General features: G+C 61.9%; 11 protein-coding genes and 2 tRNA genes. 6 read left to right on the plus strand and 7 right to left on the minus strand.

Going from position 1 to position 13,070, the window contains the following annotated elements:
• Positions 1 to 107: 107 nt before the first annotated feature.
• On the plus strand, positions 108 to 782 hold the full coding sequence (locus ACU5AZ_RS00390) for a DUF502 domain-containing protein (protein ID WP_446824122.1): 675 nt from the start codon (positions 108 to 110) through the stop codon (positions 780 to 782).
• Positions 779 to 1,333, plus strand: coding sequence for a GrpB family protein (locus ACU5AZ_RS00395; protein WP_446824123.1), 555 nt, complete (start codon positions 779 to 781; stop codon positions 1,331 to 1,333). The genes ACU5AZ_RS00390 and ACU5AZ_RS00395 overlap by 4 nt, the downstream gene beginning before the upstream one ends.
• 21 nt (positions 1,334 to 1,354) lie before the next feature.
• Here the strand turns inward: ACU5AZ_RS00395 and recG are convergent, their stop codons facing one another.
• Positions 1,355 to 3,460, minus strand: a complete 2,106-nt coding sequence (gene recG / locus ACU5AZ_RS00400; protein ID WP_446826067.1) for an ATP-dependent DNA helicase RecG — start codon at positions 3,458 to 3,460, stop codon at positions 1,355 to 1,357.
• Positions 3,461 to 3,552: 92 nt separating this feature from the next.
• Between recG and ACU5AZ_RS00405 the strand changes: the two genes are divergently transcribed.
• Complete coding sequence (locus ACU5AZ_RS00405; protein WP_446824124.1) at positions 3,553 to 3,852, plus strand: succinate dehydrogenase assembly factor 2; 300 nt, start codon at positions 3,553 to 3,555, stop codon at positions 3,850 to 3,852.
• Between the two features lie 18 nt (positions 3,853 to 3,870).
• The gene (gene mfd, locus ACU5AZ_RS00410; RefSeq protein ID WP_446824125.1) at positions 3,871 to 7,377 is read left to right on the plus strand and encodes a transcription-repair coupling factor; all 3,507 of its coding nucleotides are present in this window, start codon (positions 3,871 to 3,873) and stop codon (positions 7,375 to 7,377) included.
• Here mfd and ACU5AZ_RS00415 read toward each other — a convergent pair.
• The 3 genes from ACU5AZ_RS00415 to ACU5AZ_RS00425 all read right to left on the minus strand — a co-directional run bounded on the left by ACU5AZ_RS00415 (position 7,346) and on the right by ACU5AZ_RS00425 (position 11,105).
• Complete coding sequence (locus ACU5AZ_RS00415) at positions 7,346 to 8,326, minus strand: DMT family transporter (protein ID WP_446824126.1); 981 nt, start codon at positions 8,324 to 8,326, stop codon at positions 7,346 to 7,348. The two genes, mfd and ACU5AZ_RS00415, sit on opposite strands and share 32 nt — an antisense overlap.
• Before the next feature lie 207 nt (positions 8,327 to 8,533).
• Entirely contained in the window at positions 8,534 to 9,208 is a 675-nt protein-coding gene (locus ACU5AZ_RS00420) for a DsbA family oxidoreductase (RefSeq protein WP_446824127.1), read from the minus strand.
• 94 nt (positions 9,209 to 9,302) lie between these two features.
• Positions 9,303 to 11,105, minus strand: a complete 1,803-nt coding sequence (locus tag ACU5AZ_RS00425) for an extracellular solute-binding protein (protein WP_446824128.1) — start codon at positions 11,103 to 11,105, stop codon at positions 9,303 to 9,305.
• 283 nt (positions 11,106 to 11,388) lie between these two features.
• Between ACU5AZ_RS00425 and ACU5AZ_RS00430 the strand changes: the two genes are divergently transcribed.
• Together ACU5AZ_RS00430 and ACU5AZ_RS00435 are read left to right on the plus strand one after the other, a co-directional pair.
• The gene (locus tag ACU5AZ_RS00430; protein WP_446824129.1) at positions 11,389 to 12,027 is read left to right on the plus strand and encodes an invasion associated locus B family protein; all 639 of its coding nucleotides are present in this window, start codon (positions 11,389 to 11,391) and stop codon (positions 12,025 to 12,027) included.
• 114 nt (positions 12,028 to 12,141) lie between these two features.
• Entirely contained in the window at positions 12,142 to 12,306 is a 165-nt protein-coding gene (locus ACU5AZ_RS00435) for a hypothetical protein (RefSeq protein ID WP_446824130.1), read from the plus strand.
• A 21-nt stretch (positions 12,307 to 12,327) separates the two neighbouring features.
• Here ACU5AZ_RS00435 and ACU5AZ_RS00440 read toward each other — a convergent pair.
• The 3 genes from ACU5AZ_RS00440 to ACU5AZ_RS00450 form a co-directional block, all read right to left on the minus strand.
• Positions 12,328 to 12,404: transfer RNA gene (locus tag ACU5AZ_RS00440), tRNA-Arg, on the minus strand.
• Between the two features lie 46 nt (positions 12,405 to 12,450).
• Positions 12,451 to 12,756: an ETC complex I subunit gene (locus tag ACU5AZ_RS00445; protein ID WP_446824131.1), complete on the minus strand. Its 306-nt coding sequence runs from the start codon at positions 12,754 to 12,756 to the stop codon at positions 12,451 to 12,453.
• A gap of 84 nt (positions 12,757 to 12,840) precedes the next feature.
• Positions 12,841 to 12,917 (minus strand) — tRNA-Pro (locus tag ACU5AZ_RS00450).
• Between the last annotated feature and the right edge of the window lie 153 nt (positions 12,918 to 13,070).

Here is a 13,070-nt window from a genome sequence, read left to right on the forward strand (position 1 = left end):
ATCGTCTCTGCCGCTTGCCTCTTGCTGCGGGCTTGGGCATTGTCACGCTGTCAGGGGACGGCGATCCCCGAAGGCCCACTCCAATCCCGATAGCGATCATAGAGCCTATGCCCGAAGAGCTGAAGCGCGATTCCTTTGCCTCCCGTCTGCGGAACAATTTCCTCGCCGGGCTTGTCATCTGCGCGCCGATCGCCATCACAATCTGGCTGACGCTTACCTTCATCCGCTGGGCCGACAGCTGGGTGACGCCCTATATTCCGCCCTACTACAACCCGGAAAAATATCTGCCGATCGCCATTCCCGGTCTCGGTCTGCTGATCGCCATGATCATCATCACGCTGATCGGCTTTCTCGGCAAGAACCTGATCGGTCGGTCGATCTTCAGTTTCGGCGATTCCATCCTGCACCGCATGCCGCTGGTGAGGACGCTGTATAAAAGCCTGAAGCAGATTTTCGAGACCGTTCTCAAGGAACAGTCGACGTCGTTCCGCAAGGTCGGCTTGGTCGAATTCCCGACGCCCGGAACCTGGGTGGTCGCCTTCATCTCGTCCGAGCCTCAGGGGGAACTGGCGGAGAAATTCGACGAACTCGGGCAGGAAATGGTCGCCGTCTTCGTGCCGCCGACACCGGTTCCGACCGCGGGCTTCCTGCTCTACGTGCCGAAGAACAAGGTCGTGCCGCTCGACATGTCGCCGGAAGATGCGACCAAGCTCTTGATTTCCGGCGGCATCATCACGCCCGAGTACAAGTCGAAGCCCGTCAAGACACCAGAAGAGGCATGATGCTCGGGTCAGAGACGATTGCCATTGTGGATTGGACAGACGGCTATCGTGACGAATTCCTCAAGCATGCCAAATTCATTCGCGCGGAGCTTGGTGCAACAGCCGTGCGGATTGATCATATCGGATCGACATCTGTTGCGGGACTCGCGGGAAAGCCCATTGTCGACATTCAGATTTCTGTTGTCGATCTTGCCATAGATTACGATCTTATCGCGGGACTGACTGCGCTGGGATACCACTACAGATCTTCAAACAAAGATCTTACAAAGCGCTACTTCCGGGAGAGGGAGAACGAGCGGCGATTGCATATTCACGTTCGAGAGCTTGGCTCGTTTCATGAACAGTGTTCACTTCTATTTCGGGACTTCATGCGAATGCATCCGGAAGATCATGTCGCATATGTCGCCTTGAAACGCGACTTGGCACAATCAGCCGGCGCCAACCGTGCGTTGTATGTCGACGGCAAGAACCAACATGTTTGGGCCTGCATCCGCAAGGCCAGTGAATGGGCGCAGCGGACAGGATGGCATGTCGGTCCCTCAGACTCTTGATGACGCTAGGACCGCATTTGCTTAGCCCGCGCTCAGGAAGCGCACGGCTTCGTCGCGGCGGTGGAAATAGAGAAGCGTTCGGAGTGCGTCACCACGCGGTGACAGCAGGTCGGGATCCTTCTCGATCATGTAGGACGCATCGCGGCGCGCAGTCTCCAGCAGGTCTCCATGGGCTTCGAGGCTGGCAAAACGGAAACCCGGCGTGCCCGACTGGCGGGTGCCCAAGAGCTCACCTTCACCGCGCAGGCGCAAATCTTCCTCGGCGATGACGAAACCGTCCTCTGTGTCGCGCATGATCGAGAGGCGGGCGTGGCCGGTGTCGCCGAGCGGACCCTTGTAGAGCAGGATGCAGCTCGACGCCTCCGCGCCACGACCGACGCGGCCGCGCAGCTGGTGGAGCTGGGCGAGCCCGAAGCGTTCGGCGTGCTCGATGACCATGATCGTAGCATCTGGCACGTCGACGCCGACCTCGACGACGGTCGTCGCCACCAGAAGCCGCAGGTCTCCCGACTTGAAACGGCCCATCACCTCGTCCTTCTCGATACCGGACATGCGGCCGTGGACAAGGCCGACGCCGGGCCCGAGTTCCCGGGTCAGGACGGCGTGGCGTTCCTCGGCCGACATCAGGTCGGAGACATCCGATTCCTCGACCAGCGGGCAGATCCAGTAGGCTTTCTTGCCCTCGGCGATCGCCGTCTTTAGTCGGCTAATGATGTCGGCGATCCGTTCCATCGGTACGGTGACGGTCTGCACCGGCTTACGCCCGGCGGGCTTTTCGGTCAGCTTGGAGACGTCCATGTCGCCGAAGGCGGCGAGCACAAGGGTTCGCGGAATCGGGGTGGCGGTCATGACCAGCATGTGGGGAGAGATGCCCTTGGCGGTCAGCCGCAGCCGCTGGTGCACACCGAAGCGGTGCTGCTCGTCGACGACGGCAAGCAGCAGGTCGTGATAGGCGACGCTGTCCTGGAAAAGCGCGTGGGTGCCGAGAATGATCTGCGCCTCGCCGCTGGCGATACGCTCCAGCGCTTCGCGGCGCTCGGCCGCCTTCATCTTGCCGGTGAGGATTTCCACGGTGATCCCGGCCGCAGCGGCAAGCGGGGTGATGGTCGCCAGATGCTGGCGGGCAAGGATTTCCGTCGGCGCCATCAGAACGGCCTGGCCGCCGCTTTCGACCGCCGCGGCCATGGCCATCAGCGCCACCAGCGTCTTGCCGGCCCCGACGTCGCCCTGCAGCAGGCGCAGCATCCGATCCGTGCCCGCCATGTCCTTCAGGATGTCGGCGATGGCCATCGTCTGGCTGTTGGTCAGCGAGAAGGGCAGGGAGGAGGCGATCTTCTCGCGTAGCACGCCCTTGTCCTGAACCGGCCGCCCCGCGACCTTGCGGATGCGCTGGCGGACGAGCGCCAGTGACAGCTGCCCGGCCAGGAATTCGTCATAGGCAAGCCTGCGACGGGACGGCGATTGTGGATCGATGTCGGCATCGTCGCTTGGATTGTGGAGGCAGTCGAAGGCTTCCTTCAAAGAGGGAAAGCGCTGCTTGCCGGTGAACGCCGCATCCAGCCATTCCGGCAGGTCGGGCAGGCGTTCCAGGCTCTGCTCGACCGCGCGGCGCAGCACCTTGGGCGAGAGACCCGCCGTCAGCGGATAGACTGGCTCGACGAGCGGCAGCTCGCCGGCGCGATCCTCGGTGACCATGTGGTCCGGATGAACCATGGAGGCGCGGCCGTTGAACCAGTCGATCTTGCCGGAGACGATGACCGTCTCGCCCTCGGGCAGAGACTTTTCCAGCCATGAGGACTTGGCATGGAAGAAGACTAGCGTCAGTTCGCCTGTGTCGTCGTGCAGATACACGCGGTAAGGCACGTTGGAACGGCTGTTCGGCGGCGGCTGGTGGCGGTCGACGCGGCCGGTGACGGTGACGATCGCGCCTTGCGGCGCCAGTGCGATTCCCGGCTGCTTGCGCCGGTCGATCAGCGCGTAGGGCGCATGAAACAGCACGTCGATGACGCGGCAGTCGTCGGCGTCTTCGCGGCCGAACAGCCGCGCCAGCGTGTCGGCGAGTTTCGGGCCGACGCCGGCAAGCGACGAAACGGAAGCAAACAGGGGATCGAGGAGGGCCGGGCGCATGGCACGAAAAGAGACGACATTCGCGCCATTTGCAAGGCTGACATTTGGGAAATCACCGTCTATAGAAGCCATGCAAACGAAAGGTTCCGCTCATGACCGGTCTCTCCCGCACCAGCGCCGATCTCGATCCCCGCCGCCGCCGCATTCTATTCCGCTGCTGGCACCGCGGCATTCGCGAAATGGATCTGGTGCTCGGCCAGTTCGCCGAGGAGAATATCTCCGACCTCTCCGACGATCAGCTCGACGAGCTCGAGTTGATCATGAAGGAGGAGGACAATGATCTGGTGAAATGGGTGACCGGTGCGGAGGCGACGCCCGAGCGGATGCTGACGCCCTTGTTTTCCAAAATCTGTTCCTATGTTCCGGATTTCGATCCGAAGACAGCTTCCTGACAATTCCCGTAAGGTCCCATGATACCCGGTTTTGATGCCAAGAGACTGGCGGAAGACGCCTCCGCCCTGACTGTCGGCAATGTGCCTTCCGGCATGGAGCCGCTGCTGATCGCCGAACTGGCGCGCACCGGCAAGCCTGTGGCCTATGTCGTGTCCGACGGACAGGTGGTGAGCGACCTCGAACAGATGCTCGGCTTCTTTGCCCCTGAAATTCCGGTGCTGAGCCTGCCTGCCTGGGACTGTCTACCCTACGACCGTGTGTCACCGAGCGCAGACACGTCCGCGCGCCGTCTGTCCGCACTGGCCGGCCTCGTGGCGCATCAGAAGAAGCCGCATGCGGCAATCGTCCTCGTCACCGTCAATGCCATGCTGCAGCGGCTGACGCCGGCTCCGGTGATCGAGAGCCTGACCTTCTCGGCAAGGCCCGGCAACCAGATCCGCATGGAGGATATCGCGGACCGCTTGGCCGCCAACGGGTTCGAGCGCGTTTCAACGGTACGCGAGGTCGGCGAATTCGCCGTGCGCGGCGGCATCCTCGACGTCTATGTTCCCGGCGCCGAGGAGCCAGTGCGGCTCGATTTCTTCGGGGACACGCTGGAATCGATCCGCTCCTTCGATCCGGCCAGCCAGCGCACGACCGGCCAGGCGAGAACGCTCGACCTCAACCCGATGAGCGAGGTCAGCCTGACGCCGGAAACGATCAGCCGCTTCCGCAAGAACTATCTGAGCCTGTTCGGCGCGGCGACCCGCGACGATGCGCTCTATGCGGCGATTTCCGAGGGCCGGCGCTATGCCGGCATGGAGCATTGGCTGCCGCTGTTCCACGATGAGCTTTCGACAGTCTTCGATTACCTTTCCGGCTTCCGCATCGTCACCGATCATACGGCGCTGCAGGCGGCCGAGGAACGCTTCAAGCTGATCGAGGACTATTACGACGCGCGGCGGACGACCGGCGATTCCGGCAAGGCCGGCTTTTCGCAAGGCACGCCTTACAAGCCGGTTCCGCCCGGCATGCTCTATCTCGGCGCCGATCAGTTCAAGGCCGGGCTGGAAGCCTTTGGCGCGATCCGCCTGTCGCCCTTCAACGAGCACGAGGGTGAAACCCGGCCCGTCATCAATCTCGACGCCCATGCCGGACCGCGCTGGGCGACTTCTACGCTCGAGGCCAAAGCCGAGACCGACCGCGTCAACGTCTTCGACATCGCGGTCAAGCATATCGCCGACAAGCGCGCCAAGGGTTCGAAGGTGCTGATCGCCGGCTGGTCCGAAGGCTCTCTCGACCGTCTGCTGCAGGTGCTCGACGAACACGGGCTCGAAAAGATCAAGCCGGTCGCAAGCTTCAAGGAACTGGCAAGCCTCAAAAAGGGCGAGGCGGCCTCGACGGTTCTCAGCCTCGAATCCGGTTTCGAGGTGGGTGACGTCGCCGTCATCGGCGAACAGGATATTCTCGGCGACCGCATGGTGCGCCGGTCGAAGCGGCGCAAGCGCGGTTCGGACTTCATCTCCGAGGTGGCGGGGCTGGAGGAGGGCGCGCTCGTCGTTCACGCCCAGCACGGCATCGGCCGGTTCGTGGGGCTGGAAACCATCCAGGCCGCCGGTGCGCCGCATGCCTGCCTGCTCTTGCACTATGCCGACGAGGCCAAGCTCTACCTGCCGGTCGAAAACATCGAGCTTCTGTCGCGCTACGGCTCGGCGGATGGCTCCGACTCGCAGCTCGACAAGCTGGGCGGCGTCGCCTGGCAGGCACGCAAGGCGAAGCTGAAGAAGCGGCTGCTCGACATGGCCGGCGCGCTGATCCGCATCGCCGCGGAACGCGTGACGCGTCATGCGCCGGCGCTTGCAGCACCTGACGGGATCTACGACGAATTTGCCGCCCGCTTCCCCTATGACGAGACGGAAGACCAGATGAATGCCATTGAGGCGGTGCGTGAGGATCTCGCCGCCGGCAAGCCGATGGACCGCCTGATCTGCGGCGACGTCGGATTCGGGAAGACGGAAGTGGCGCTGCGCGCCGCCTTCATCGCCGCGATGAACGGTGTGCAGGTGGCGGTCGTCGTGCCGACGACGCTGCTCGCCCGCCAGCATTTCAAGACATTCTCCGAGCGCTTCCGCGGCCTGCCTATCCGCGTGCAGCAGGCGTCCCGCCTCGTTGGCGCCAAGGAACTGGCGCTGACCAAGAAGGAAGTATCCGAAGGCAAGACCGACATCGTCGTCGGCACTCATGCGCTTCTCGGCTCCGGCATCAAGTTCGCCAATCTCGGTCTCTTGATCATCGACGAAGAACAGCATTTCGGGGTGAAGCACAAGGAACGGCTGAAAGAGCTGAAATCGGACGTCCACGTGGTGACGTTGTCGGCGACGCCGATCCCGCGGACGCTGCAACTGGCCATGACGGGTGTGCGCGAACTGTCTCTGATCACCACGCCGCCGGTCGACCGCATGGCGGTGCGCACCTTCATATCGCCGTTCGATCCGCTGGTGATCCGCGAGACGCTGATGCGCGAGCATTATCGCGGCGGCCAGAGCTTTTATGTCTGCCCGCGGCTCGCCGACCTTGCCGACATTCACGCCTTCCTGCAGTCGGACTGCCCAGAACTGAAGGTGGCGGTTGCTCATGGCCAGATGGCGGCGGGCGAGCTCGAAGACATCATGAACGCCTTCTATGACGGGCGCTACGACGTGCTGCTGTCGACGACGATCGTCGAATCCGGCCTCGACGTGCCGACCGCCAACACGCTGATCGTCCACCGGGCCGACATGTTCGGCCTTGCCCAGCTCTACCAGCTGCGCGGTCGCGTCGGCCGTTCCAAGGTCCGCGCCTTTGCGCTGTTCACGCTGCCGGCCAACAAGACGCTGACGGCAACCGCCGAGCGGCGCCTGAAGGTGCTGCAGTCGCTTGATACGTTGGGCGCGGGCTTCCAGCTTGCCTCCCACGACCTCGACATCCGCGGCGCCGGCAACTTGCTGGGCGAGGAGCAGTCCGGCCACATCAAGGAAGTCGGTTTCGAACTCTACCAGCAGATGCTGGAAGAGGCGGTCGCCGAGGTGAAGGGCGAGGAGGAAATCCACGACAGCGGCTGGTCGCCGCAGATTTCCGTCGGCACACCTGTGATGATCCCGGATGAATATGTGCCGGACCTGCACCTGCGTCTCGGTCTCTATCGCCGTCTTGGCGAAATCCGGGACCTGCAGGAGATCGACGCGTTCGGAGCGGAGATGATCGACCGCTTCGGCCCGCTGCCGATCGAGGTCCAGCATCTCCTCAAGATCGTCTATATCAAGGCGCTCTGCCGCAAGGCGAATGTCGAGAAGCTGGAAGCAGGCCCGAAGGGCATCGTCGTGCAGTTCCGCAACAAGGAATTCCCCGATCCGGCAAGCCTTGTCGGCTTCATCGCCAAGCAGGGCTCGATGGCGAAGATCCGTCCGGATCAGAGCGTGTTCTTCCTGCGCGACCTGCCGACCCCGGAAAAGCGCCTGGCCGGTGCCGGCGTCATCATGACCCAGCTGGCGGGACTGCTGAAGTAGCGTTCGCGTCGTCGGGATTGGTGAGCGCGTCGTCGCTGATGGCGACGGCGGCCTGGGTGTTGGGCGCGACCGGTGGCGGCATGGCGACGCCGCGCTTGCGTTCGCGCACCAGCGTGATCAGGCCGGAGCCGATGATGAGACCGATTCCGAGCAGCATGGGCGCGTCGACGCCGTCTCCAAAGATGAGGTAGCCGAGGATGATCGCCCAGATCATCTGGCTGTACTGGATGGGACTGACGACCGCGGCGGGCGCGTAAAACGTCGCATACATCAACAGCACGTTTCCGAGCGCTCCGAGGATGCCGTAGCCGAGCAGCAGCAGCCATTCGTGCCCTTCGGGCATGGTGAAGGTCGGCGCCATGACCGCGGCGCAGATGATCAGCGCGCCGAGCGAACCGGCACCGAACAATGAGATGCTTTTCTCCGAGGGGCCGATGCCGCGCATGATGACGATGTTGATCGCCGCAGCCAGACCGGCAGCGAGGGCGGCAGCGTGACCGATTCCGAGCTCGCGAAAGCCGGGACGCAGGACGACCAGAACGCCGATGAATCCGAGGATGACGGCGCTCCAGCGACGGATGCCGACCTCTTCTTTCAGGAAGATCACCGACATGATGGTGACGAAGCACGGCAGCAGGAAGATCAGCGAGAAGGCTTCTGCCATCGACAGATGCGTGAAGGCCGTGACGCTGGTGATCGCCCCGATCGCCGAACAGACGAATCGCAACATCCAGAGTGGCCGGTTGACACTGCGGACAGTGTCGAGCCAGCGGTCCGAGCGTTTCTTGAGAAAGGGCAAGGCGAGCAGCGAGAGAAGCGCACCGAAAAAGGCCGATTCGTAGGGCGGGATGCGGCCTTCGATCATCTTCACCGACGCGTCGCTGAAGGAAAACGCGGCAAACGAGCCGAAAGCGATCAGGACGCCCTTGAGGACAAAATCATTGCGCATGGGTCGCGGTCTCTTGGATACGGGAGATGAGACGTTCAATCGATCGGGCACATCCGTCATTCGTCGGCCGGCGGTCTTCAACGCTGACCGGTTCCTCCCTGCGGCAATTGCCACATCCTGCTCCGGTCGCATTTCAACCCTGTCGCCGCATCGTGTCTTGCGAATGCGCTCAGATCGAACCTGCTCTAAGACCGCGGCCCTTTCCCGTCAATTCAGATTCGCGCTGCCCCGTTCCTTCTCCGCGGCAATCTGACGGAAGGCATTGGCGAGCACCTGTGCGGGCTGGGCGCCGCTGACCGCATATTTCTGATCGATGATGATGAAGGGCACGCCGCTGACGCCCATTTTCTGTGCCTGCTGGATCTCGTCCTTCACGGTGTCCTTGTCCGCATCCGAATAGAGGAGGCGTTCGACAACGGCGCGGTCGAGGCCGGCCTTTTGGCCGATGTCGAGCAGGACGCCGGCGTCGCCGATGTTGAGTCCCTCTTCGAAATTGGCCTTGAACAGCAGATCGACGACATTCTGGTGGACATCGTTGCCTTCCTGCATGGCCCAATGGATCAGGCGGTGCGCGTCGAGCGTGTTCGGACCGACCTTGATCTTGTCGAAGTGATAGTCGATGCCGTCTTCCTTGCCGAGTTCCGTCAGCTGGGCATGGGCTCGATCGAGGGCTTCCTCGCCGCCGAACTTGGCGGCCAGATGCGCGCGCTGATCGACGCCTTCCGGCGGGAAGTCCGGATTGAGCTGAAAGGGACGAAATGTCACCTCGGCCTCGATGCCTTGCGGGGCCACTTCGGCCAACGCCTTTTCCAGACGGGCCTTGCCGAGATAGCACCAGGGGCAGACAACGTCGGAGACGACATCGATGACGAGCTTTTCCATGAACGGGGTCCTTCCGGCTTTGGCTTTTTGCCAGACCTAGGCCGGAAGGCGCCGAACTTCAAGGCGTTACGCGGAGGTAACTACCTCTCGTCTGCTACTGCGCCCTGGCGTCCCACCATGTTTCGAGCTGGTAGCCGTAGAGCGGCGCCTTCTCGACATGCTCGATCTGCTTCCAGCGAGCGACCCATTGTTCGCCGACATAGTAGAGGGGGATGACGTAGTGGCCGGCGACCAGCAGCCGGTCGTAGGCGCGCACCGCGGCCGTGAAATCCTCCTGGCTGCGGGCGGCCAGCAGCGCCTCGATCATCCGGTCGATATCCGGGTCGGCGACACCGGCATAATTGTACGTGCCTTCCAGGTCCTTCGAAATGGAACCCCAGCGATAGAGCTGCTCGGCGCCGGGCGAAAGGGAGGACGGGTATGCCTTGATGATCACATCGTAGTCGTAGCTGTTCGAGCGGCTCTGGTATTGCGCGTCATCGACGGTGCGGATCGCCATGTTGACGCCGATCAGCTTCAGCGTTCGCTGATAGGCAAGAGCCATCTTTTCCTGGTCGGCGTTCTGGGTCATGACCTCGAAGGCGAGCGGCTTGCCGTCGGGACCCACCATCTGACGCCCCTGGATCGTGTAGCCTGCCTCCTTGAAGAGATCGACGGCCTTGCGCAGCACCTTGCGGTCGCTGCCCGAACCGTCGGTCACCGGGAACTCGTAGGTGCCGGCGAGAATGGCCGGATCGAGCTTGTCCTTCGCCGGGCCGAGCAGTTTCAGCTCCCGCTCGTCGGCGGCGTGGCCATAGGCGCCGAGATCGGAATTCTGCCAGAAGCTTTCGGTGCGATGGAACTGGTTGCCGTAGAGGTTCCTGTTCATCCACTCGAAATCGAGCGACCAGGTGAGGGCTTCACGCAGCTTCTCGTTCTGGAAGACGGGCCGGCGCATGTTGAAGACGAAGCCGAGCATGCCGGACGGCAGACCAGGCTTGACCGTCTCCTTGATCACGTCGCCATTCTGGACCGCCGGGAAGTCGTAGGCACGCGCCCAATGCGTCGCATCGCCCTCCGGATAGACGTTGACGTTGCCCTTCTTGAAGGCCTCGAACAGCGTCGACTGCTGGAGGAAATACTTGACCGTGATCTTGTCGTAATTGTCGAAGCCGACCTTGGCAGGAATATCCTTGCCCCAGTAGTTTGGATCGCGTTCGTAGACGATCTGCTCGCCGGGCGTGATGGACTTAATCTTGTAGGGTCCCGATCCGACCGGAATGTCGAGCGACGTCTGCTCGAATGTGTCGGGATTGATCGCATGCTTCGGGAGGATTGGCGACATGGCGATGATCATCGGCGTTTCCCGGTTCGCCTTGTCGTTGAAGGTGAAGCGCACGCTGTTGTCGCCGATCTTCTCCATCTTCTCGACTGTCTTCAGCCGGTTGTTGTAGGGCGGGCGGCCCTTGTCGGCGAGCAGATTGAAGGAGAAGATCACATCATCGGCGGTGACCGGCTTTCCGTCCTGCCAATGCGCCCTGGGATTGAGATTGAACTGGATATAGGTGCGGTCGTCGTCCCACTCGACGCTCTCGGCGAGCAGTCCGTAGAGGCTGAAGGGCTCGTCGGAGGACCGCGTCATCAGCGACTCGTAGAAGAGATTGCCATATTCCGGATCCCAGATGCCGCGGGCGGTGGTGCGCATGCCCTTCAGCACGAAGGAATTGAGGCTGTCGAAGGTGCCGACGACGCCATAGGTGATCTCGCCGCCCTTCTTCACATCCGGATTGACGTAAGGGAAGTTCTTGTAGTCGGACGGCAGTGCCGGATCTCCGTGCATGGCGATGCCGTGGACGGGCTCGGCGCAAGCCAGAGCGGGAGCCAGAAGCATGGAAAGGCAGAGGAGAAGGCGGCGCATTTCGCTGTATCCCATAGAGTGCGGACGATTCCCCTGGACGTTACCATGGGCGGCGGCATTTCCAACCTTTGACCTTCCGGAAGCGGCCTTTGTTGGGCCGGGTGTCAAAAAATGCGAAAGAAATACTGGATATCCCGATTGTGGCAATGTAACAGGATGGGCGGAAATGCCGGGGTCATCCAATTGCCTTATTTGGGAGACAGGTGATCACCACATGTGACCCGTGACGCGGAAGGTCGGCAGGAAGCCGCCGCCGTTTCAATTTCAGGAGATGGAATTCGTTATGATCTCAATCGCGCGTAAAATTCTTCCGGCCTTTGCAGCAACGCTTGCGCTGGGCATTGGCTACGGCGCGCAGCCGGTTGCCGCTCAGGACGCGCCTGCGGCCGGGCAGCCGCCGCTTGGCTGGTTCAAGACCTGCAACAAGCAGGAAGACAACGACATCTGCCTCGTCCAGAACATCGTTCGCGCCAACAACGGCCAGATGCTGACCGCCGTTGCGCTGATCAGCATCGAAGGCAAGGTCAACCGCAAGCTCTTGCAGGTGTCGGTTCCGACCGCCCGCCTGATCCAGCCGGGCGTACAGATGCAGATCGACGGTGGCCAGGGCCAGAAGATCGATTACGCCGTCTGCCTGCCGGACCGCTGCACGGCCGAAGTGCCGCTGACCGACGCGATGATCGCATCGCTGAAGAAGGGCGGCGAAGTCGTGTTCACCTCGATCAACTTCCGTCGCGCCCCGAACCCGATCAAGGTCAGCCTCGGCGGCTTCACGGCAGCCTATGACGGCGAGCCGATGTCGGAATCGAAGCTTGCCGAAACCCAGCGCAGCCTGGAAGAAAGCATGCAGAAGAAGGCCGAAGAGGCTCGCAAGAAACTCGAAGACGCCCAGAACGCCGCCAAGCAGTCCGAAAACAACTGATCGGATCGCCGCGCATGCGCGTCTGCATAACAGAACCCGGCTTTCGAGCCGGGTTTTTTGTTGTATGAAAGAAGCTGCTTACGGCGCCGCCGTCATCGCCGAACTGGAATTGCCATGAACAACAACGTCATCAAATTTGAGCGCCCGAAAAAGCCGAAGGAAAAGCGGCCGATGTCGCCCAGGACGCAGAAGCTCCTGATCATCGCCGGCGTCATCCTCGGGATCGCCGCGGTCTACACCTATTATGCGCTGACCCTACCGGGGCAGGCAGGCGTCTGATTTTTTCAACGGAAATGCAAATGGCGACCCCTGCAGGATTCGAACCTGCGACCATCGGCTTAGAAGGCCGGTGCTCTATCCAGCTGAGCTAAGGGGCCGTTTGCCGGGAAAAGCGGTCAAATGGCGATATGCGCCTTTGGGACCTCAGTGGGTCCAGGGCTGCGTGCGGCTGTAGCGGAAGTTATCCGTGTAGGACAGCGCCTTGCGGGTCGCTTCCTTGGGCTGGATCACCCGGTATTCGATACCCTTGCGCTGGGCGTAGGCTTCGGCTTCTTCCTGCGTTTCGAAGGTCAGCTTGACCTGCTGCAGCATGTCCGATGAGGAGGTGTAACCCATGATCGGATCGATCTTGCGGGCAACGCTTTGATCGAATTCGAGTACCCAGAGATGCGTCTTTGCCTTTCCGGACTGCATGGCGGTCTTGGCGGGACGGTAGATCTTGGCAGACATGTTTCGAACACGCTCCGAATGAAGGTTCCGATGATATTGTTCCACAGTTTGAACCGAATGTCTTTCCATTCCGTTCAAGGCGGCTGGTCGGAGTGGAGAGATTCGAACTCCCGACCCTCTGGTCCCAAACCAGATGCGCTACCAGGCTGCGCTACACTCCGTTTGACCAACGAAGCGGGGATACACGTTTCGTTTCCGCGCTGCAATAGCAATTTGTCCTTGTACCGGCAGTGTCCATCGCCCGGGTGCTGCCACGCTTGACGGGCCCGGAAGAATTGGAAAGGATCGCCTGCGGATGATCTCTCCGCTTGCCT

The organism is Rhizobium sp. PAMB 3182, assembly GCF_052908355.1.